Here is a 24,105-nt window from a genome sequence, read left to right on the forward strand (position 1 = left end):
AATTGCACGCATAAATATATTAAGATATTTTATATTTTTATAAAAATAAGTCGTACAATTAATGATATAATATTCAATAGTTCAGCATAAAAAAATTTAAACTTAAAAGTTTTGCCAAATACAAATAATGATAAGTATTTGCATGAACTGAATTATACTAAATCTGAGGAACTATGTATTATATTAATCACCGAAAAACTTTTCATTAAATAACTGTATTAAAATATACTAGTCGCCTTTTTTGATTTTTAATAATATTTCGAACAATGATGTATTGTTGACAATAAAAAAGGTATGGTTTATCCGTACTTCATAATGGTTACCTTATTCATTTCGAACCATTACGTGTATTTGAATATAAAAAAATTAAATAAAGGGGTATGTAGAATGAAAAAGGTTTTTGGATTATTATTAGCTAGCACACTAGTATTGGGAGCATGTGGCAATAGTACCGATAAAAAGCAAGAAAATAAAACGGAATCTGTAAATGATAATAAGACACAATTCAAAAATAATACTTTAGTTATTGATGATGCTGTCCTATCAATAAAAGATACATTTTTAGTAAATGATAAAAATTCAGAAGAAAAACTATTAGCGTTCAAATATGAAGTTAAGAACAAAACTGATAAAGAGGAAATCACACCTTTCAATGTATGGTTAGCTACTATGCAAGCCAAACAAGATAGCGATAACACTGTTAATGATTTAGAAGTCGGAATCACACCTAATACTGGAAAGTATGAAGAATGGTTCAAACATTCAGATGACCAAATTAAAAAAGGCAAAAGTGCTAAAGGTATAATTACATACACTTTGCAAAATGACGAAGACGTTACCTTGAAAGCTTCTAAAGGTGTTGACGGTAAAGAATTAGGGTCTAAAAAGATTAAACTTAGCGACTTAAAAACGGTAGATTATGATGCTGCAGCAGATATAACGAATAAAAGTAATAACGAAAATGAAACAGAAGATGAACCAGTTAGTCAAAGTGATGATGAAAATAACTCCACATCTACAAAAGATGCAGTAGCTAGCAATAAATCACAACAAGAAAATAATCAATTTGTCACTCCAACCAACAACACAACCAAAGAGCAAGGCTCATCAAACAAACAAGAAACAACTAACGACTATATGAACGAAACTGAAATAGCTGAATGGAATAAATCAAAACCAACTACACATGACGAATCGCAATTGCAAGGTGTAGGTGGTCACCCTTCTGCTTTCGACCCATCAATTCCAAAAGAGACGCAAGGAGTTCCAAAAACAGATAGTAACGGAGAACAATATATAGACGCAACAGGTGAATAATTTTTAGGGTAGCACGCCTACCCTTATTATTTTTTTACCTTTTTTAGGAGGAATAGACTATGACAGTAAAAAAATATGGTAATGGTAAATGGGGATATTACTTCGGTCATGATGGTAAAAGATATAGAAAACAAGGTTTTAAAACAAAAAGAGAAGCAACAGAAGCAGAAGTAAAAGCATATTCAGATTTAACGCAAGGACTGGTTATAGATAATAAAGTATCTTTCGGTGAATATTTTAAAGACTGGTGTGAAACTTTTCAAAAGCCAAAAGTATCAGAAAAAACTTACGAATCATACATGACGGCAGTAAAACATATCAAACAAAGTGATTTGTATAAAATACCGTTAAATAAATTAACTAGACAACAGTATCAAAAGTTCATCAATGAATTTTCATCGACCCATTCAAAAGAAACAATACGAAAAATTAACGGAAAGATTAAAAGTAGTTTAGACGATGCAGTATTTGAAGGTTTAATAAAAAAGAATATTAATTATAAAGTTGAATATAAAGGGAAAATCCCACAAAAAACAGAAGATGCTAAGTTTATTAATTTAAATGAATATAGTAGTCTAAAAAGATATTTAATGACCAAGGAAAATAAATCAGCGTTAGCATTATTTATAATGATTGCAACAGGATGCAGAGTAAGTGGAGCTATAAATATGAGAACAAAATATATAAACCAGTTGAATGATACGATTTATATAGACGAACACAAAACGGATACTTCACCTAGAACTGTAGAAGTGTCAAAAGAAGATATGAATCATATAATCAAGACATTGGAAAAATATCCCATAAATATGGATGGATACATTTTTAAAGATCACGGAACATTCTTATCGATAAATGCCATAAATAAAGTATTAAAAAAGTATTGTGATAACTTAGGGATTAAGAAAATCACTTCTCACGCTTTAAGGCACACCCACTGTTCTTATTTATTAGCAAAAGATATTTCTGTATATTATATTTCAAAAAGGTTAGGTCATAAAAATATTTCGGTTACTACAGAAATATATTCTCACCTATTAGAAGAAAAATATATTGAAGAAAATCAGAGAGCTGTGCAAGCTCTTAAAGTATTATAATCTCGTTGGCGTAACGTTGGCGTAAAAATATAGAAACGATGGAAAACGAAGGATATCGAAGATAAACAAATCCCCGTTGTATCAACGTTTTAGTTAACGAAGACAACGGGGATTACGCTATTAGTGTCCTGGGAGGGATTCGAACCCCCGACCGATGGCTTAGAAGGCCATTGCTCTATCCAGCTGAGCTACCAGGACATATTCTTTTTGAACACAAGAATTATTATATCTAACTTATCGCTATAAAGCAATACTCCAAGCATTAAAAATAAATATGATTTTTCACTTTAATAGACTTTTTATCATCTTTTTTTAATTTCATTAAAAAATTTACTGATTTCAGCTTTTTACTGGGGTAAAATAGCTTAATAATTAAATGATTTTAGGAGCGAAAGCGAAATTAAACTACATTAATCGCCCCTAAAAAGTTCTATCCTCACCAATATTACTTTATTATTCCTATAACAACACGTAATTTTACATAATTTATATAATTACTAGGCTGTACGTCCTTTTATCATTATAGACTGAACGTTTCACTATCAATGATTTGATGATTACGATTATAAAAATTTAATTTTACATCTTTTTCAATTTCATCAATCAACAATTCGGCATAGGTTTCTTCTATGTTACTTCTCGATTGTGAAATACTTCCAGGGTTTATGACATGAACGTCTCCAATGTGTTCATGTTTAGCCACGTGTGTATGGCCATAAAAAGCAAATTGACATTCTGATGCTTTTGCTTGTTCTGCAAGTGGCATTCGTGTACGGTTCACATTATATAAATGGCCATGTGTATAAAATGCTTTAATACCATTTACTTCTATAATTTCTTCAGTTGGAAATTCTGGATAAAAGTCCGTGTTCCCTTTAACTCTATAAAAATGGCTTAATTCGCTATCATGATATTCAAATTCTGAATCACCTAAATGAATCGCAACATCAATATCATCGTGATGACTTATTACGTCAAAAAGAATACCTTGTTCTGTGTGGTTATCACTTACTATAATCCATTTTAACATCACTGTTCACCTTCTAAGTATTGTCGTAACTTTTCAATTGCTTTACCTCTATGACTTACTTCACTTTTTTCTTCAGCTGTAAGTTGAGCCATTGTTTTATTTTTGTCATCTAAATAAAATATAGGGTCATAACCAAAGCCTTGTTCTCCTATTTTACTCAAAGTAATTTCCCCTTCAACTGTGCCTTTAAATTGGACAGTTTCTTCTCCAGGAGCACTCATACTAATGACACACACAAATTGTGCAGCACGGTTGATTTCATCACCTAAATTGGTTAACAATTTATCTATATTAGCATCATCATTTTTTTCAGTTCCTGCGTAACGCGCAGAATATATTCCAGGTTCTCCACCTAAAGCAAATACTTCTAGGCCACTGTCATCAGCTATCACTCGTTTATTTAATACTTTTGCAGCTGCTTCTGATTTCAACTTCGCATTTGCTTCAAATGTATGTCCTGTTTCTTCTACATCAAAATCTTCAATTAATTCTGTGATGCCTATTACATTATAATCAGGGAATATAACTCTAAAATCATTTATTTTACCTTTATTATTTGATGCAATTACTATATCTTTCATCGTTTAATCTCCTATTCTTGTAATTCCATTTTTTCAACTTTCACTTTCATTTTTAACCACTCTTCAATAATTAATTCTATATGTTCAGTTTCTCCTGTAGCAAAAAATTTATGTTCAGGTTGTCGTTTATATCCTGCATGTTCATTACTAAAAGTTAATAATGCACTTACTTCTCGTGCAGTTTCTAATCCAGAAGAAATCACTACTTTTTCTCCACCAAAATAATCATTTATTGGTTGGTATAACAGTGGATAGTGTGTACAGCCTAAAATCACTGTATCAGCATTACTATTTCTCCAATGCTTTAATGTCTGATGTATAATAATACTTGTGATTGTAGGGTCTTGATACCTCATTTGCTCAACTAATGGTACAAAACCAGGACAAGCTATCCCTGATACTTCAACATTAGGGTTTATATTTTTTATATGATGTCTATAGGCTTCGGATTTAATTGTGCCTTCTGTACCTAAAATTAAAACATCATTGTTTTTGGTAGTCATAATCGCTGTTCTTGCACCAGGTTCAATAACACCAATTACTGGAATAGGTAATATATTTTGCAAATGTTTTAACGCTACTGCTGTAGCTGTATTACAAGCAATTACTAGCATTTTGATATCAAATGCCATTAATTTCTGTGCTAATTCTGTAGTGAATTCCCTAACTTGTGAGCCCTCTCTTGGGCCATAAGGGCAACGCTTAATATCACCTAAATAATATATTGTTTCATTTGGAAGTTGGCGCATAATTTCTTTGGCAACAGTTAAACCACCAACTCCAGAATCAATTACACCGATTGGTTTGTCCATATTCAATTACATCCTTATTTATTATCTTGTACTTTATTGTAGCATAGTCTTGTTTTCAAAATCATTAATCATGCTAATAGTTAAGTTTTCATCCGTAATATATACAATATGTATTTACCCTATTCAACTATGAAATAATTATCTAATTTTATAAAAAAGACTTAACATTTATTGTATAAATGTTAAGTCTTTAATAATATTGTGAAATTAATATACTTGATGATCTGAACCAAAGAATGATTTGAACATATGGAACGATGTTTCTCTATTTAAAGCGGCAATAGATGTAGTCAACGGTATACCTTTAGGACATGCGTTTACGCAGTTTTGTGAGTTACCACATTCCTGTAAACCTCCACCGCCCATTAATGCTTCTAAACGTTCATCTTTTGTCATTGAACCTGTTGGATGTAGGTTAAATAGTCTAACTTGTGAAATTGCCTGAGCACCAACGAAGTCATTTTTGCTAGTTACGTTTGGACAAACCTCTAAGCAAACACCACAGGTCATGCATTTAGAAAGTTCATAAGCAGTTTGACGTTTTTTCTCTGGCATACGTGGACCTGGACCTAAATCATACGTACCGTCAATCGGAACCCATGCTTTCATTCGTTTCAAATTATCGAACATTCTAGTACGATCTACTTGTAAATCACGGATAACAGGGAATGTACTCATTGGTTCTAATTTAATAGGTTGTTCTAATTGATCAACAATTGCAGAACATGATTGTCTTGCTTGTCCGTTAATCACCATTGAACAAGCACCACAAACTTCTTCTAAACAGTTCATATCCCAAATAACAGGAGTCGTTTTTTCACCTTTACTATTAACTGGGTTACGTCTGATTTCCATTAAACATGCTATAACATTTAAATTCTCTCTATAAGGAATTTCAAATTCTTCGTTATATGGTGTTGAGTTGTCATTGTCTTGACGTTTTATAATTAATTTAATTGTTTTTTGGCTAGGTTGCTCGTTTTGTGCAGGAGTTTCATTAACTTCTTTTGTTTCTACCATAATTATTTACCTCCCTTTGACGCCTTAGAGTAATCACGTTTACGCGGTGGTATTAAACTAATATCAACTGGTTCATAAGTAAACTTAGGTGCCTCTGTCTTGCCTTGATACGTAGCTAATGTTGTTTTCAACCATTCTTCATCATTTCTTTCTGGGAATTCTGGTTTATAATGCGCGCCACGAGATTCATTTCTATTATATGCACCAATCGTGATTACACGTGCGAGTACTAACATATTCCATAATTGACGTGTAAAGAATACAGCTTGGTTACTCCAAGTTTGAGTATCTTCAATATCAATATTTTGATAGCGTTCCATCAATTCTACAATTTTCTTATCTGTCTCTAATAATGTTTTATTTTCACGCACAACTGTAACATTTGCAGTCATGACTTCTCCTAATTCTCTATGAAGTTTATAAGCATTTTCAGTACCCTTCATATTTAATAGGTTATCAAATTTCTCTTGCTCTTCTTTAACGTGTTTTTCGTAAATGCTCTCATCTAAATCTGTATATGAATCTTCAATATTTGAAATATAGTCTACTGCATTTGGACCAGCAACAGTACCACCGTAAATTGCAGAAAGTAATGAGTTAGCACCTAAACGGTTACCACCATGTTGTGAGAAATCACATTCACCAGCTGCAAATAACCCTTTGATATTTGTCATTTGATCATAATCAACATATAATCCACCCATTGAATAGTGTACTGCAGGGAAGATTTTCATCGGTACTTTACGAGGATCATCACCGGTAAATTTCTCATAAATCTCAATAATACCACCCAATTTAATATCCAATTCATGTGGATCTTTATGAGATAAATCTAGATATACCATGTTTTCACCATTAATACCTAATTTTTGATTCACACATACATCAAAAATTTCACGTGTCGCGATATCACGCGGTACCAAGTTACCATAATCTGGGTATTTTTCTTCTAAGAAATACCATGGTTTACCATCTTTATATGTCCAAATACGGCCGCCTTCACCACGTGCTGATTCACTCATTAATCTAAGCTTATCATCGCCGGGAATCGCAGTTGGATGAATTTGAATAAATTCACCGTTAGCGTACATTGCACCTTGTTGGTATACAATTGAAGCAGCTGAGCCTGTATTAATCATTGAGTTTGTTGTCTTACCAAAGATAATACCAGGGCCACCAGTTGCCATAATAACAGCATCTGAACCAAATGATTGAATTTCAGCAGTTGTCATATTTTGAGCAACGATACCTCTTGCCATATTATCATCATCTTTGACTATACCTAAGAATTCCCAACCTTCATATTTTGTAACTAAACCGTCAACTTCATAGCTACGCACTTGTTCGTCTAATGCATAGAGTAATTGTTGACCTGTAGTAGCACCGGCATATGCAGTTCTATGATACATCGTGCCACCGAAACGTCTAAAGTCTAATAGACCTTCTTTAGTTCTATTAAACATTACGCCCATACGGTCAAGTAAATGAATAATTTTAGGTGCCGCATCTGTCATTGCTTTTACAGGTGGTTGGTTTGCTAAGAAATCTCCGCCATAAACAGTATCATCTAAATGCACTGTAGGAGAATCTCCTTCCCCTTTTGTATTTACCGCTCCATTAATGCCACCTTGTGCACAAACAGAGTGTGAACGTTTAACAGGAACAAGTGAGAACAGATCTACATGCGCGCCCTGCTCTGCTGCTTTAATTGTTGCCATTAGACCAGCTAGTCCACCGCCGACAACAATAATTTTCTTCTCTGCCATAAATTGTCACTCCCTCAAATATATGTGAAACTTTATTTTATAATTTTATAAAAATGCTAAGATTGCGCTCATACCGATGTATGAAACAACTAAGAATACAATAAGTGAAACCCAAGTGAAGATTTGTTGTGATTTTTTAGATTGTAAGATACCCCAAGTAACTAAGAATGACCATAAACCATTCGCAAAGTGGAATGTTACAGCTAATAAACATACAATGTAAAAAATCAACCACCCTGGATTAGTTACAATATCGTGTACCATATCAAAGTTCACTTCATGTCCTAACGCACGTTGTATTCTTGTCTGCCATAAATGAATTGCTATAAAAACGAACGTTATGATGCCTGTGAGACGTTGTAACATGAACATCCAGTTTCTAAATGCTGAATAATGTCCTACGTTCTCTTTTGCCGTAAAGGCAATATGTACACCGTATACTGCATGATATAGTATTGGAATATAAATAACAGCAAATTCCAATACAATTAAAAAAGGTAATGATTCCATAAATCCAGCTGCCTTGTTAAACGCTTCAGCGCCTTTAGTTGCCTGATGGTTAACAAGTAAATGGACTAATAAGAATCCACCTATTGGTATTACACCTAGTAAAGAATGTAATCGTCTTAAATAGAATTGATTTTTCGAGTATGCCAAAAGGAAGTCCCCCCTGTGAAACAATTAATTTTTTAGATTTCTTTTTTTGATGTGAAAGTAATTGGAATTTCTATATAACCCCTGCGTACAATAACTCTTTATGTATTGTATGTTTGTTACAACACAATATTATTGCACAATTTTAAACATAGAAGTATTATACAAAGTCTATTTTTATACATAATTTAAAATACAGTGTTAATGAGAATATTCTCAATTAGAAAACGCTTCCACATACATGTAAAAAAAGAATTCCTGTTATTTGCTATTGTAACACTAATTAAATAGAAAATGGGCATGAGAATGATTCTCATGCCACAAAGTTTTCACTACTTTTTGTCATATAACGCTTGATGAAGATTCTCAGCAACATTTTGTGGGAGCCCTGATTTTTTTAAATCTTCTACGCTTGCTGCTTTCATTTTCTTAATAGAACCAAATGTACGTAATAATTTTGTTTTTCTTTTAGCGCCAATACCTTCTACAGTATCCAATACAGATTGTAACCCAGTCTTCTGTCTTGTTTGTCTATGGAATGTAATCGCAAATCTATGCACTTCATCTTGTATTCTTTGAAGTAAATAAAATGGTTGACTATTTTTCTTCATGGGAACAACCTCTGCATTTTCACCGTAAAGAATTTCTGATGTTTGGTGCTTATCATTTTTACGTAGTCCTGCTACAGGTATATCAAGCCCTAATTCATTTTCAAGGACATCAAGTACACCGCTCATGTGTCCTTTACCGCCATCTACAATAATCAAGTCTGGTAATGGACTACCTTCATTAAGTACTCGCGTATAACGTCGACGCACAACTTCTCGCATAGATTTATAATCATCTGGACCTACTACTGTCTTTATCTTATATTTACGGTAACCTTTTTTATTAGGTTTACCATCCACAAATGATACCATTGCCGAAACAGGATTAACTCCTTGAATATTTGAGTTATCAAAAGCCTCTATACGAATTGGTGTTTGAATGCCCATCACATCACCAAGCTCTTCTATTGCTTTTACTGTACGTGATTCATCTTTGGCAATTAATTCAAATTTATTTTCAAGTGTGATTTCGGCATTATGATTAGCTAAGTCTACCATATCTTTCTTTTTACCTTTAAGAGGCTGAACAATTTTAGTATCTACAACTGATTGGATAATTTCTTTATCAAGATGCTTTGGGACATGTACTTCTTTAGGTAAAATATGCTGATTCAAATCATAAAACTGACCAATGAATGTATAGAATTCTTCTTCTTCCGTCTGTTGAATGGGTATCATCGTAGCATCTCTTTTAATCATATTTCCTTGTCTTATAAAGAAGACTTGAATACACATCCAACCTTTTGACACACTATAGCCGAATACATCTCTAATAGTGCTGTCAGAGGAGGTAACTTTTTGTTTTTTATTTAAATTGTGTATATGTTGAATTAAATCTCGGTACTCTTTTGCACGTTCAAAATCTAATGACTCACTAGCTTCTTGCATTTTTTGTTCTAAATTATGCAAAATTGTCTTATCTTCACCGTTTAAGAAATCTGTAATTTCTTTTGTCATCTCAGCATATTTTTCTAAATCAACTGGATAAACACAAGGGCCTAAGCATTGTCCTATATGATAATACAGACATAATTTATCAGGCATTTTATCACATTTTCTAAAGGGATAAATACGATCTAATAGTTTTTTAGTTTCTTGTGCTGAATAAGCATTAGGATATGGTCCAAAGTACTTACCGCTTCCCTTTTTAACAGTACGTGTAACAATTAACCTCGGATATTTTTCTTTAGTTATTTTAATAAAAGGATAACTTTTGTCATCTTTTAATAAAATATTGTATCTAGGTTGATATTGTTTGATTAGGTTTAGTTCTAACAATAAGGATTCTGTTTCACTCGATGTCACAATAAACTCAAAATTTCTAATTTCACTTACTAAGCGTGTCGTCTTAGCGTCATGTGCTCCTGTAAAATAAGATCTTAATCTATTTCTTAACTTTTTGGCTTTACCAACATAGATGATTTGGTTATTGCGGTCTTTCATTAAATAACAACCTGGTTCAGTAGGAACCACCGTAAGTTTTTGTTTAATTTCTTTTTGATATGTTTCCATAATCAGAGCAGCCTCCTTTCTTTATCATTTTTATACTGGTTAAACTTGGCTTATAAAGACAAAAGCGTTACTACTAAAAATCTATATCTACACTATTATAAAATAGCTTGGCTACATTACACAATTTATTGAAATCTCTACACTTTAACTTTATAAGTGCTTATATAAGATGACACTATTAGACGAACAATACTAGCTTCTATCAACAAAGCATTTAAGATTAAACTCATCTATAAGATTAAGAGGTTGGTCTCATTTCAATAAATTACTTTTCATATGATTAAAAAATCCAGGACATTGATATGTCCCGGATTAGGTTCTTCTTTAGTATATTATAAGTGTTTTTCGATTACTTCAGCTAAGTTTTCTTTAGGTTGGAAACCTACAACTTTATCTACGGGTTCGCCATCTTTAAATACGATTAAAGTTGGGATACTCATAACTTCAAATTTAGCAGCTGTTGATGGATTTTCATCTACATCAAGTTTTAAAATATTAGCCTTACCTTCAAAATCACCAGCTAAATCTTCTAATACTGGAGCAATCATCTTACAAGGGCCACACCAAGTTGCCCAAAAATCTACTAAATTTACCCCTGATTGAATATTTTCATCAAAGTTTGAATCCGTTACTTTTACGATTGCCATAACTGCCAATCCTCCTTAAATTTCAAATGATGAAGAAATTATAACAGACTTTATGATATTCTGCATACCTCTTGCTCACGATTATTTTAATTCTACCACGGTTACACCAAATCCGCCTTCACTTGGCATCCCGTTTCTATATGATGACACACTTTTGTGCCGTTTCAAATGATTTTGCACACCTTTTTGTAAAGCACCTGTACCTTTACCGTGAATAATATAAACTTGTTCATAGTTACTTAGCACAGCTTGATCTAGATATTGGTCTACCGCGACCATTGCTTCATCATAACGGTAGCCACGTAAATCAAGTTCCATTTTAATACTTTGTCTATTTTCGCGTTTAATCATTTTAGTAGGCTCTTCTTTAGTTTTCTTAGTTTTTTCCAAGTCTTCTAAAGGTAGTTTCATCTTGATTATACCCATTTGTACTACTGCTTCATTATTATCAATTAGTTCTAACACTTCACCTTTTTGACCGTAAGTCAATACTTTAACTTCGTCACCAGTTTTAATCGTATCCCATTTTTTCTTTTCAACATTTTGTTTAATTGATTTAGCTTCATACTGATCGTCCAATTGTTTCTTCTTATCAATCAGTTCATGTTCTTTTACATCTGCACCTTTTTTATCTCTTAATTCACGTAATTCTTTTAAAATCTCATCCGCTTCATTAGTAGCTGATTTCACACGTTGATTCGCTTTTTCTTTCGCTTCATTCATGAGTTGCTTTTCATGGTTTTGATATTGTTCATATTGTTTTGCTAAAGCATCATGTGTATCTTGAGCTTCTCTAAGCAGTTGGTCTAACTCAATTCGTTGTTCATCTACACGTTTTGAATTTGTTTCAAGCGAAGCTATCATTTCATTAATTTCTTGTTCGTCTTGGCCAATCATAGATTTAGCTTTTTGAATAACTTGAATGTTTAGCCCTAGTTTTTTTGAAATGTCAAAAGCGTTTGAACGTCCTGGGACACCCATCAATAATTTATATGTTGGGCTCAGTGTATTAACATCAAACTCTACACTCGCATTCATAACTCCGTCTCTATTATAACTATATGCTTTTAATTCTGGATAGTGTGTAGTTGCCATTACTAAAGAACCTATATCATGTACATAATCCAAAATACTCATTGCTAAAGCAGCACCTTCGCTTGGATCTGTTCCAGCGCCTAATTCATCGAATAAAATCAAACTATGCTTTGTTGTTTCTTGTAAAATCTCAACGATATTTTTCATATGAGAAGAAAATGTAGAAAGTGATTGTTCAATAGATTGTTCATCACCAATGTCACAGAAAACATTTTCAAATACACTCAACTTACTACCATCAAGTGTAGGAATTAACATACCTGATTGTGCCATCATAATGATTAAACCAAGCGTTTTTAACGTAACTGTTTTACCACCAGTATTAGGACCAGTAATAATAACCGTCTCAATATCTTGTGCAAATTCAATCGTATTAGCTACAACAGTATCTCTATCCAATAAAGGATGATAAGCTTTTGGTAGATATACTGTTCTTTCAGCAGTAAATTCTGGTTTAGTTCCTTTAATTGAACTCGCATAACGCGCTTTGGCAGTTAGGAAATCAATTTGTCCCATTATAGATTCTGACATTAAACAAGCTTCAGCTTCTTCCGCCACATAGCCCGTGAGTTCAGATAAAATTCTTTCTTTTTCAACTGCTTCATCATTACGTAAACGGCTAATTTGATTACTCATTTCTACAATAGATGATGGTTCAATATATAAAGTCTGTCCTGAAGCCGATTGATCATGAACAATACCATTAAAATCTTGTCTATACTCAGCTTTAACCGGTATAACATTACGTTCATTACGTACAGTTACAATTGCATCGGAAAGTTTTTTCTGATTACTTTGGCTTTTAACAATTTTATCTAAGTTTTGTTTGATACGCTGTGTCGTACTAGAAATTTTACTTCTAATACCTTGTAATTCATAACTGGCATTGTCATATAAATCATACGCATCACATTTTTCGTGTATACTTTGATATAAAGTTGTTAAAATTGGTAACTGTTCCATTCTATCATTGAGAATTGGGTAATTAATCGTTTCTTCTTCGCTTATAAGATTGTTATAAAATGTCTTATATTGATTTTGTATTTGTATAAGACGTTTAATTACATTTAATTCACTCACATTCAGCACGCCACCAATACTAGCTCTATGAATAAACGCTGAAACTTTTGCTAACCCGCTTAAACTAGGCATACGATGTTTGTTGTAAATTTGTGCAATTTCATCAGTCTCATTCATTTGAAATTCTACAGTATTAAAATCCGTAGCAGGTGTCATAGCTATAACTTTTTCTTTTCCTAAATCACTAATTGCTTCATTTTCAACTAACAATTTGATTTTATCGAATTCTAAGACATCTAATGATTTCTGTCTCATCTAATCCCTCTATTTCTTCAATTTAATATTATTTTCTATTAGCGATTTAAAATCTTCGCGAGACATCGTATTAATAACTCTATCTTTTTTTACAAATCCTTTTTGTGCAGTTGCGATACCATATTTCATAAATTCTAAATGATCTATATGATGTGCATCTGTATTAATTGTTAATTTAACATTAGGATGTTTTTTTACAGTTTCTGCATTTAAATCTAAGCGTTTAGGATTTGCGTTAATTTCTAAAATTGTATTTGTTTCAGCTGCTATCTCACATAATCTGTCAATATCCGGTTCATAGCCTGGACGTTTACCTATGATGCGTCCTGTCGGATGCGCAATATGCCTAACATAAGGGTTACGGCATGCATTTTCCAAACGTTGCATAATTTCCTCTTGTGATTGATTAAAACTTTGATGTATTGCAGCTATAACATAATCTAATTGTGCTAATACTTCATCATCATAATCTAAACGTCCATCTGGTAATATATCCATTTCTATTCCTGAATAAATATCAATTTCATCATATTTCTCATTTAAAGCTTTTATTTCTTCATTCTGGCGTAATAACCTTTCTACAGACAAACCGTTTGCTACTTTCAAACTCTGCGAATGGTCTGTAATTACCATAAATTGATATCCTTTTGCAATATTAGCTTTGATCATTTCTTCTAAACTAAATGCACCATCACTATATGTTGTATGCATATGAATATCTCCTTGGATATCATCTAATTTTATAATCTCTGATAAGTCTTTATCAAACTCACTGCCATCTTCTCTAATTGCAGGTTCAATCCAATTAACACCAAAATGTTCGTAAATCTCTTTTTCACTTTGGTATTGAATGATGTTTCCATCTGCTTGTTCAATTCCATATTCGCTCACTTTTTCATCTTGTTCTTTTGCTAATTGACGTATGCGAATATTATGATCTTTGGAACCTGTAAAGTGCTGTAATGTATGATAAAACGCTGATGGTTCGATCAGCCTAAAATCAACACCAATGGTTTCATCATCAAAACTCAGCTCTAATGATACCTTTGTTTGACCAACGGCAACATCTTTAACTTTGTTCGGAATATTTAATAATGCTTGTTGTACATTGGCTGGTTCATCTGTACTAATTATATAATCTAAATCCTTACTCATTTCTTTATATCTTCTAAAACTTCCAGCAACTTCATATTGTACAACGGCGTCAATTTGTAACAAATATGCATCTATAATTTTATTTAACCCACGCATTTGGTCAATAGGATAATTATCTTTTTTAGCGCCTAATGCTTTTACAGCTTCCAATATATTTTGTTCTGTCTTTTTGGCAAAACCACTTAATTCACTTACTAATCCTTGTTCACATGCAGCTTGTAACGCTTCTTTCCCATCAATATTCAATTCTTTATATAACTTAGCTATTTTTTTACTACCTAATCCTTGAATCTTCAATAATGGAATAAGACCTTCTGGTACTTCTTGCTTCAAAGATTCTAATGTAGATGATGTGCCATGTTTTCGGTATTCATCTATTACGTCACCTACGCCTTTGCCGATACCTTTTAATTGAGTCACATCTTCTATTTGTTCTATAGGACGTTCGTCAATTTCAAGGCTTTGCGCGGCTTTTCTATATGCAGATACTTTAAATGTATTTTCACCTTTTAATTCCATATAAGTAGCTATTTTTTCTAATAATTGAATAATATCTTTTTTTGTCATTATTTTCACTCCATAGAAAAAGGTCAAGACAGATTACTGCTTCAAATTCAGTAAATTGGTTATGTCCTGACCTCCTATATTTTATAAAACTTTATATGTTTATATTCTAAAACATTCTATATATTTAGTACATAAGTTGATATAAATGGTACGTGAAATATAAAGTGTTCAGCTAAATGGCCTTCCATCAACTGTTGTTGCATGAATTCAAGTGGGTACATTGAAATCATATAAACCAAAGTAGCGCAAATAATAGTTGAAGAAATAACACTCATTATTACACCTAACATACGACTTACCCAATTAGGCTTTCTAGATGTAATTACATTATCAAATACAACGACAATAGCATAACAAATTACTTTAGTAACAGTTGCTATAATCAAAAATGCTATAATATGATCAAAACGCTGCTGTAGATTATCAAATTGAAATGCATAGTTCAAATCATATGCACGCGTTTTAGGAAATGGCACAAATAATTCTAATCGTTGTGAAATTTGTGAATGTAAACGATGGGCCACCCAAAGTGAGAATATGGTTGAACCTAAATGTAACGACCCCAACCAAATACCTCTTCTAAACCCAATCATGCCTATGTAAAGGAAAATAATTATGATTATTAAATCGCTAATCATTATTCTTCTCTATTTTTTAATTGTTTTATTTCTTGTTGTAAACGGTAATTTTCTTCTTCTAGCTGTACTTTTTCATGCATTATGTTTACGGCTGTAAGAATAGCTTTTCTAGTAGTATCAAGACCTGCGCTTTTACTAGCTAGTGTTTTCAGTCTCTCATCTACTAAATGCGCTACATAACGGATATGCTCAGGGTTGTCTTCTCCGACAATTGTATAATGTTGATCATTTATAGTTACGTTAATCCGATTTTTAAACTCACCCATATAATAACTCCTGACTTTGAATGTAAATTTCCGAACTTATTCTTTCATTAATTCCATTAAGTATGTAATTTAGTTATTTAGAATATTTATCACGAACTATTATACACGACATAATATTATTTTGTAAGTGGTGAGATTTGTTATATTAGAATTTCTTGTGATTTATTCTTTTTTTGTCTATATAAAAAGATTTTCTCTAATCTTTATATATACTATCCATTCGTGCTATTCTCAAATTTTATACGTGTGATATGATATTAAATGTCTAAATTTTAATTAAGATACTTATATAAAGCGAGGTCAATAACATGTCTAATGTTGTACACAAACTAACTAAACAACAAATCGACCAATTACTGTCGAAAATACCTTTTGATACTACAAATGTATCTCAAGGTATGAAAGCTAAAACAAAATATAAAAATACATCTATTTCTGTATATAATTCAAATAAGGTAATGTTTCAAGGTAAAGATGCTGAATCCATCGCAGCCCAATTATTACCAAATGCCATTCCCACTAAAAAAAACGCAACTAAAACATCTAAATCATCAAATTCACAACAAACAATACAATATAACCGCTATCAATGTATAGGAAGTGATGAAGCTGGCAGTGGAGATTACTTTGGACCGCTTACGGTATGTGCCGCTTATGTTTCTAAAAAAAATATTCAAATCTTAAAAACATTAGGCGTAGATGACTCCAAAAGATTAACTGATGCTAAGATTGTTGAACTAGCAGAACAACTTGTAACTTTTATCCCTCACTCATTGTTAACAATGAACAATGAGAAATATAACGAAAAACAAAAAGCTGGGTGGTCTCAAGTGAAAATGAAAGCTGTGTTACACAATGAAGCTATTAAAAATGTGACACAAAAAATTGATACGGAGGAGTTAGATTATATTGTCATTGACCAATTCGCTGAGCCTGGCGTATACAAACGCTACGCGTTGAGCGAACTACCATTTAGTAGTAAAACTAAATTCGAAACTAAAGGAGAATCAAAATCCATTGCCATTGCAGCTGCAAGTATTATCTCACGATATGCGTTCGTTAAACATATGGATAGTTTATCTCGTGCAGCAAAAATGGAAATCCCTAAAGGTGCGAGTAACAAAGTTGACTTAACCGCCGCTAAATTAATTGAGCGTAAAGGCATAGCTTATCTTGATAGTATTTCAAAAAAACATTTTGCAAATAGACAAAAGGCTGAAAACTTAGTACAAAAAAAATATAAATAAGAAAATAACACTACTTTCAACCTATCATTTACCATTATCTTCTCTTAACATTATGACGCGTTCATTGAAAGATTTTTCTAGTTACACTGTAAATCTAGTAGGTCTTATTTAATACATCAAATAATCTGATATAAATATAAAACACACCTCCATGTTTGAAATCGTACTTAATCCCAAAAGTTGGACTAAAATCTAACTTTTAGAAGTGCACGTCAATGGAGGTGTGTTTTTAGTTTATATGTTTACTTTAAACCACTTTCAACTATATTCTATATTTTTTATAGTATTAAAAGCATATAGCAATTTAAGTATGACTATCTAATTGTAGCACCTTCTGCTTGTAAAGCAGTCAATATTGCTTCATGTACCGCATTCACTTTATCATCCGTAAGTGTATCTTCAGTATCTAAATATGATAAACGAATTGCTATTGATTTTTCATCTTCAGCGACATGTTCCCCCTCATAAACATCAAATACTTCAGCTTCTTGTAATATATCGCCACCGTTTTGCTGAATTGTATTTACTAATTTTGCTGAAGGCATATCGCGGTTAATAACTAATGCAATATCTCTTGATACGCCTGGGAATCTAGGTATTGGTTGATAATTAATATAACCTACAGATACTGCCATTAATTCATCATAATTCAACTCGAATACGTAAGTACGTTTTAAATCATTGTCTTTTTCAATTTGTGGATGTAATTCTCCTACAAATCCAATAATTTTTCCATTTAATTTCACGTAAGCCGTTCTACCTGGGTGTAAACCGTTAATTTCGCCAGCTTCATATTCAAATTGTATATCTAACTTCTCAGCCACTCGATCCACAATACCTTTAGCTATGAAGAAGTCTATTTCTTCCTTCTTACCTTGCCAAGCGTTCACTGTATAATCACCTGTTAAGATACCACTTAAATATTCAACCTCATCTGGTAATTCACCTTCACCGTTACCAAAAAAGACACGACCAAGTTCATATAAGCGCACTTGGGTATTTTTACGTGCTACATTATATGCAACAGCATCAATTAAATGTGGAATCAAACTTTGACGCAACGTAGAATGTGCTTCACTCATTGGCATTAACAACGCAACTGTATCACGGTTTTGCAATGCAAAGTGGTTAGCTCGTTCTTTATCGACAAGTGAATAATTAATAGCTTGGTTTAAGCCTGCACCTTCTAAAGACGCTTTTACAATACGAGACTTAGACTGTCTATCTGTTAAAGAACCATGAGTAACATGTTCAAATACTGGTAGTGTTGAAGGAATTTCATCATAACCATATATACGTGCGATTTCTTCAATTAAATCTTCTTTAATTGTGATGTCTTTACGACGTGAAGGCACCATAACAGTTAGTACATCATCAGTGTTCGTTGTTTCAAAACCAAGTTGCACGAAGATAGCTTCAATGTCTTTTGCAGCTAGTTCAAAACCAATTGTTTGATTAACTTTTGAAACCGAAATATCAATAGGTGTTACAAACTCACCCAAATCACCTTCAGCGACACGTCCTTGTGTAACAGTACCACCTGCGTATGTTTGCAGTAAATAACAAGCACGATCAACCGCTTCGTCTACAAATTCTGTAGCAATTCCTTTTTCAAAACGGCTAGAAGCTTCACTTCTTAAATTCAATCGTCTTGATGTATGGCGAATTGATACTGGATCAAATATAGCACCTTCAATAACAACATTTGTTGTCGCTTCAGTTACCTCTGAGAAGTCTCCGCCCATCACACCAGCAATAGCAATTGGTGAATTACCGTTAGTGATCACGATATCAGATGTTACTAATTTACGTTCTTGATCATCTAATGTTGTTATAATTTCACCTTCTTTTGCTTGGCGAACATCGATTTGTTTAGAACCAATTTGGTCTTTATCAAACATGTGTAACGGCTGGCCATATTCAATTAAAACATAGTTTGATATATCAACTACATTATTAATCGGACGGATGCCTGCTTTAATCAAACGCATTTGCATCCACTCTGGTGAAGGTTCGATAGTTACATTTTTTACGACACGCGCACTATAATAAGGTACTTTATCTTCATTTTGAATAGTTACACTGATTTCATCAGCAGTTTGTTCATTATTTTCATTACTTTGGGTTTCTGGTTTTACCATTGGCACATTATATAACGCTGCCGTCTCATAGGCTGTACCAATCATACTCAATGCATCAGCTCTATTTGGTGTAAGATCAAATTCCATAACTTGATCATCTAAATATAACGCAGTCAACGCATCAGTACCAGGCGTCACTTCTGATGAAAATACATAGATACCGTCCTCGAATTGTTTAGGCACTAAGTTTGTTGGTACACCAATTTCCTGAAGTGAACAAATCATGCCTTCTGAACGTTCTCCACGTAACTTTGCACGTTTAATTTTCACTCCACCTGGTAATCTACCTCCAACCGTTGCAACAATAACTGTTTGACCGGCATCTATATTAGGTGCGCCACAAACGATTTGGACTGGTTCTTCTTCACCAATATCAACTTGGCAAACATTGAGTTTATCGGCATCAGGGTGTGTCGCTTTTGATTGTACATAGCCTACAACTAGATTTTTAATGTCTTTTGTATAATCAATAATATCGTCTACTTCAATACCAGTTCGTGTGATACGTTCAGCAAGCACGTTAACAGGTTGATCAACCTCAACATATGATTCTAACCATTCTTTTGAAATAAACATTATTTTTCACCTCTATCTTCTACTGCTTTAAATTGATTTAAGAAACGTACATCATTGGTATAGAAATGTCTTATATCTTCAATACCATATTTCAACATTGCAATACGGTCTGGACCCATTCCAAATGCAAAACCAGAATATTTAGTTGAATCAAATCCTGCCATTTCAAGTACGTTAGGATGTACCATTCCAGCACCTAAAATTTCAATCCACCCTGTTTGTTTACATACATTACAACCTTCTCCTTTACACTTGAAGCAAGATACATCTACTTCTACTGAAGGTTCTGTAAATGGGAAATAGCTTGGACGTAAGCGAATCTCTCTATCTTCACCGAATAATTGTTTTGCCAATAATTCTAATGTCCCTTTTAAATCACTCATTTTAATATTTTCATCTACAACTAATCCTTCAATTTGTGTAAATTGATGACTATGTGTAGCATCATCTGAGTCACGGCGATAAACTTTTCCTGGACATAAAATTTTAACAGGCCCTTGTCCATTACGTTTTTCCATAGTCCTTGCTTGAACTGGAGATGTGTGTGTACGCATTAATATTTCATCAGTTATGTAAAAACTGTCTTGCATATCCCTAGCTGGATGAGATTTTGGTAAATTTAATGCTTCAAAATTATAATAATCTTGCTCTACTTCAAAGCCATCTACAATTTCATAACCAAGACCTAAGAATAAATCTTCAATTTCTTCGATTGTGCGTGTTAATGGATGTTTTGCACCATTAGCAATTTTACGGCTAGGTAATGTCACATCGATTTGTTCTTCTTTAAGTTGTTGTTCTAATTGTTCGTTTGCTAACAATTCACGGCGTGAGTCAATTTCGCCTTCAATTGTCTGTCTCACTTCATTTACTTGTTGACCGTAGGCAGGCTTTTCTTCATTCGGTAGATCTTTCATATGCTTCATTAATCCAGTAACTGAACCTTTTTTTCCTAAATACTTAACCTTTACATCTTGTAATTCTTTTTCATTTTGAGCTTCATTGATATCCACTAATGCTTGTTGTTTTATTTCTGACATAGCTTCTGTTTGTGTCATACTTAGCCCTCCTATTTTTTAAATATGATCGAGTTATTTAAATTAAAAAACCACACAAAAAAGACTTTCATCCCTTGAAACTGGGACGAAAGCCTTCCGTGGTACCACCCAAATTTATGCATAAGCATACACTTGTTGTCATTGATAACGGAAATGATATCCGACTTAAATTTCTTTAAGTAACCAAAAAGGTGAAAAAAACTAAATACAGTGGATTATCTTTCAGTCTTGAATAATCTCCCTTAAGCATCTGTATATTATAGTTTACGTCTTTTTATCGGTAATTATTTAAATTTCATTCTCTTTATTATATACGATTATTCACAAAAGGGTCAACCTTTCAAGTGATACATTACAATACTTCCTGCAATGGCAACGTTTAAGCTTTCAGCTTTACCATAAATCGGAATTATTAAATTTTGTGTGGTTTGTTCTAATAATTTTGGATTTACGCCATCGCCTTCATTGCCTAATAATAATGCAAATGCATCTTGACTTGAAACTTGATGGTAATCTACTGCATTCTCTAATGCTGTACCGTATACTTCGCCTTCAAAATTTTCAATAAACTCACTTAAATCTTTTGTGACAATAGGTAAATGAAATACACTTCCTTGGCTTGCACGTAATACTTTATCCTGATAAGGATCTGCAGTGCCTTTTTCAAGCACTATTAAATCTAACCCTGCCGCATCTGCAGTACGAATTAAAGTACCTAAATTACCTGGATCTTGTATACAATCAATAAGTAACACTTGTTTAGCAGAAGTAATTTCATATTCAGGTTTTTCAATAACAGCGAAAAAACCTTGTGGTGTCACTGTACCTGATAATACTTCTGCAACTTTCAGGTTAATTTCAAATACTTCTTGTGCATAATCTTTTAATTTATCATCCAATCTATCTGCATCGACAACGTATAATTGTTGGATTATCAAATTACTTTTATAAGCTTCTTCGATTAAGTGGTAACCTTCAATAAGTGCTAATCCAGTTTTATCTCTTTCGCGTTTCTTTTTTAATTTATTCGCGCTTTTAACTTTACTATTTTGTGCTGAAGTAATCATTTCCATAGCATAGCCTCTTTATCATTTTATTTTTCAACCTCTGAATAAATGTGTAATATTTGTATGAATATTTTTTGCGATTTTAGAAAACGGTTGTTCTTTTTCTACTAATACACTATCACCATTATAAGTTATTTCGTCTCCTTTAACAGGGGAAATATCATTAAGGAATTGAATTTTCAATGTTTGTGTTACTTGCAAGTTTTTATCATTCATTACTTGAAAATGAATATGTGGTTCAGATGAATTACCCGAATTACCAACATTAGCTATATGTTGACCACGTAATAATTCATCACCTTTTTCAATTTTAAATGAATGTGGTTTAATGTGTGCAATCAGACTATATTCTTTGGGCCCATGTTTTATAACTATATAATTTCCTTCGGGATGAACTGTATTCATCTCACCTGGTATACTATCTGGGATTCCGTCGACTATTTCTTCAACAACACCATTTGCTGGAGCAACAATCGGCGAATCATAAATATGATAATTCTCACATTGGTTTAAATCACCTTTATATGTACATCCATCTTCAATTTTTATAAGATCCATTGCTAATCTCTGATTTTTATATTGATAATGATAATTGATTAACTCATTGTCGCCGCCCCAATAGACAAGACATTTGGATTTAATTGGTATCGTGTAATGTTGTTTTGATTGTTTTATACCACGTATATGTTTAATCGGTAACAACGTCATTCCGATAATTTCCTGATATTTGTTTAAAAAAACACTTACACCCGTGCTCAGGTTATCATCAAACCAAATAAATTCTTGATGTCGATTTATATGTAAGTGTCTATATAAATGATTTTGACCTCTAATGGCATTATAATTACTTAATATTTTTTCCAAATCATTTATAGACGTAACATCTTGAAAATAATCACTAAAATGATTGTATAGCCATTGAACATCATTGTTTTCTATCTTATTTATAATAATTTGCGCATTTATTGTTTCCATCATTTTTACACAACCCATCAGTTGATAATAAAAAAATTTCTATCTTTAAAATAAAAAATCGTTCAAAAATTATCAAGTGAATAATTAATGAACGATTTGATTAGGTTAAAACATAACCTTTAAATTATTGAAATTATTTTGATACAACTTCTTCGCCATTGTATGAACCACAGTTCTTACATACACGGTGAGATAATTTGTATTCTCCACAATTTGGGCATTCTGTCATACCAGGTACTGAAATTTTTAAATGCGTACGACGTTTATTTTTTCTTGTTTTAGACGTTCTTCTTTTTGGTACTGCCATGATAATCCTCCTTATATTCAAACACTAAATAGATATTTTTAGATTCAATAATCCATTATACTATAGATTACTTAAATCTGCTATTGCTCTTCGTCATATAATTGTTGTAGTTTTTGAAGCCTAGGATCGATTTGCTCTGATTCGGAAGATTCCTTCTCTTGTGCAAGTTCAATCGCTTGTTCTTCGTCAATAACTTCCCAACCATTACCTTCTCGTAACATCTGATCGCTTTCATTTGAAAAAGCACGCATTGGCTTTTCAATAATAACTAATTCTTCAGCAATATCCTTTAGATTTATCATACCGTTTGTTGCATCATGGTAATGTTCATCATCTTCTTCATCGTTGCCATATTGCTCATATCCTTCTAAATCAAAAATCTCTTGAGAGTTAATATCTAAAGGAACTTCAACTGGAACCAATGTACGTGCACACGCCATTGTGTATGTTCCTGTTATATGCATATCTGCAATGACTTCATTTGATCTGACGGTTAATTTACCCTCAACATCAATATCAGATAGATCTATTAAATCTAATGATTTTACTAAATGATCAAAATTAACCGTTTGATGGAACTCAAATGGTTTATCTTGGAATTTTCTTAATTGTGTTATTGACCATTTCATATGGC

Annotated in this window: 21 protein-coding genes and 1 tRNA gene; 3 read left to right on the forward strand and 19 right to left on the reverse strand. The window is 32.6% G+C overall.

What is annotated here, in order from left to right; all coding sequences use genetic code 11:
• The first annotated feature begins 387 nt into the window (after positions 1-387).
• Entirely contained in the window at positions 388-1,317 is a 930-nt protein-coding gene (locus J5E45_RS03465) for a DUF5067 domain-containing protein (protein ID WP_208181592.1), read from the forward strand.
• 59 nt (positions 1,318-1,376) lie between these two features.
• Positions 1,377-2,414: a tyrosine-type recombinase/integrase gene (locus J5E45_RS03470; RefSeq protein ID WP_208181594.1), complete on the forward strand. Its 1,038-nt coding sequence runs from the start codon at positions 1,377-1,379 to the stop codon at positions 2,412-2,414.
• 124 nt (positions 2,415-2,538) lie between these two features.
• Here J5E45_RS03470 and J5E45_RS03475 read toward each other — a convergent pair.
• From J5E45_RS03475 to zapA, 13 genes are all read right to left on the reverse strand, one after another.
• A tRNA-Arg gene (locus J5E45_RS03475) sits at positions 2,539-2,612 on the reverse strand.
• Between the two features lie 322 nt (positions 2,613-2,934).
• Positions 2,935-3,444 (reverse strand): YfcE family phosphodiesterase, encoded by a 510-nt coding sequence (locus tag J5E45_RS03480; protein ID WP_208181596.1) that lies wholly within the window; start codon positions 3,442-3,444, stop codon positions 2,935-2,937.
• Positions 3,444-4,025, reverse strand: coding sequence for an XTP/dITP diphosphatase (locus tag J5E45_RS03485; RefSeq protein WP_039066880.1), 582 nt, complete (start codon positions 4,023-4,025; stop codon positions 3,444-3,446). Before J5E45_RS03485 ends, J5E45_RS03480 begins: the two co-directional genes overlap by 1 nt.
• 11 nt (positions 4,026-4,036) lie before the next feature.
• A complete protein-coding gene (racE, locus tag J5E45_RS03490) occupies positions 4,037-4,837 on the reverse strand; it encodes a glutamate racemase (protein WP_039066881.1) in 801 nt (266 codons plus the stop codon).
• Positions 4,838-5,044: 207 nt separating this feature from the next.
• Positions 5,045-5,857, reverse strand: coding sequence for a succinate dehydrogenase iron-sulfur subunit (gene sdhB, locus J5E45_RS03495; protein WP_039066882.1), 813 nt, complete (start codon positions 5,855-5,857; stop codon positions 5,045-5,047).
• 2 nt (positions 5,858-5,859) lie between these two features.
• The gene (gene sdhA, locus J5E45_RS03500) at positions 5,860-7,623 is read right to left on the reverse strand and encodes a succinate dehydrogenase flavoprotein subunit (RefSeq protein ID WP_039066884.1); all 1,764 of its coding nucleotides are present in this window, start codon (positions 7,621-7,623) and stop codon (positions 5,860-5,862) included.
• Between the two features lie 45 nt (positions 7,624-7,668).
• Complete coding sequence (locus tag J5E45_RS03505; RefSeq protein ID WP_039066885.1) at positions 7,669-8,280, reverse strand: succinate dehydrogenase cytochrome b558 subunit; 612 nt, start codon at positions 8,278-8,280, stop codon at positions 7,669-7,671.
• A 329-nt stretch (positions 8,281-8,609) separates the two neighbouring features.
• Positions 8,610-10,397, reverse strand: coding sequence for an excinuclease ABC subunit UvrC (uvrC, locus tag J5E45_RS03510; protein ID WP_069792883.1), 1,788 nt, complete (start codon positions 10,395-10,397; stop codon positions 8,610-8,612).
• Between the two features lie 332 nt (positions 10,398-10,729).
• Entirely contained in the window at positions 10,730-11,044 is a 315-nt protein-coding gene (gene trxA / locus J5E45_RS03515) for a thioredoxin (RefSeq protein ID WP_017724191.1), read from the reverse strand.
• 81 nt (positions 11,045-11,125) lie between these two features.
• Entirely contained in the window at positions 11,126-13,474 is a 2,349-nt protein-coding gene (locus J5E45_RS03520; protein ID WP_039066886.1) for an endonuclease MutS2, read from the reverse strand.
• A gap of 9 nt (positions 13,475-13,483) precedes the next feature.
• A complete protein-coding gene (gene polX / locus J5E45_RS03525; protein WP_039066887.1) occupies positions 13,484-15,196 on the reverse strand; it encodes a DNA polymerase/3'-5' exonuclease PolX in 1,713 nt (570 codons plus the stop codon).
• Between the two features lie 116 nt (positions 15,197-15,312).
• Complete coding sequence (locus tag J5E45_RS03530) at positions 15,313-15,834, reverse strand: CvpA family protein (RefSeq protein WP_039066888.1); 522 nt, start codon at positions 15,832-15,834, stop codon at positions 15,313-15,315.
• Positions 15,834-16,100 (reverse strand): cell division protein ZapA, encoded by a 267-nt coding sequence (zapA, locus tag J5E45_RS03535; RefSeq protein WP_017724187.1) that lies wholly within the window; start codon positions 16,098-16,100, stop codon positions 15,834-15,836. Before zapA ends, J5E45_RS03530 begins: the two co-directional genes overlap by 1 nt.
• Positions 16,101-16,408: 308 nt before the next feature.
• Here zapA and rnhC point away from each other — a divergent pair, with 308 nt between their 5' ends.
• Complete coding sequence (gene rnhC / locus J5E45_RS03540) at positions 16,409-17,347, forward strand: ribonuclease HIII (RefSeq protein WP_039066890.1); 939 nt, start codon at positions 16,409-16,411, stop codon at positions 17,345-17,347.
• Positions 17,348-17,661: 314 nt separating this feature from the next.
• Here the strand turns inward: rnhC and pheT are convergent, their stop codons facing one another.
• The 6 genes from pheT to J5E45_RS03570 form a co-directional block, all read right to left on the reverse strand.
• Positions 17,662-20,064: a phenylalanine--tRNA ligase subunit beta gene (pheT, locus tag J5E45_RS03545; RefSeq protein ID WP_208181598.1), complete on the reverse strand. Its 2,403-nt coding sequence runs from the start codon at positions 20,062-20,064 to the stop codon at positions 17,662-17,664.
• Positions 20,064-21,122, reverse strand: coding sequence for a phenylalanine--tRNA ligase subunit alpha (gene pheS / locus J5E45_RS03550; protein WP_039066895.1), 1,059 nt, complete (start codon positions 21,120-21,122; stop codon positions 20,064-20,066). Before pheS ends, pheT begins: the two co-directional genes overlap by 1 nt.
• Before the next feature lie 332 nt (positions 21,123-21,454).
• Positions 21,455-22,195: a TrmH family RNA methyltransferase gene (locus tag J5E45_RS03555; protein ID WP_039066897.1), complete on the reverse strand. Its 741-nt coding sequence runs from the start codon at positions 22,193-22,195 to the stop codon at positions 21,455-21,457.
• A 27-nt stretch (positions 22,196-22,222) separates the two neighbouring features.
• Entirely contained in the window at positions 22,223-23,167 is a 945-nt protein-coding gene (locus J5E45_RS03560) for a M23 family metallopeptidase (RefSeq protein ID WP_237282762.1), read from the reverse strand.
• 130 nt (positions 23,168-23,297) lie between these two features.
• On the reverse strand, positions 23,298-23,471 hold the full coding sequence (rpmF, locus tag J5E45_RS03565) for a 50S ribosomal protein L32 (RefSeq protein ID WP_017724181.1): 174 nt from the start codon (positions 23,469-23,471) through the stop codon (positions 23,298-23,300).
• 80 nt (positions 23,472-23,551) lie between these two features.
• Positions 23,552-24,100, reverse strand: a complete 549-nt coding sequence (locus J5E45_RS03570; protein ID WP_039066899.1) for a YceD family protein — start codon at positions 24,098-24,100, stop codon at positions 23,552-23,554.
• Positions 24,101-24,105 lie beyond the last annotated feature (5 nt).

Origin of the sequence: Staphylococcus shinii, assembly GCF_017583065.1 — a bacterium.
Taxonomy (GTDB): domain Bacteria; phylum Bacillota; class Bacilli; order Staphylococcales; family Staphylococcaceae; genus Staphylococcus; species Staphylococcus shinii.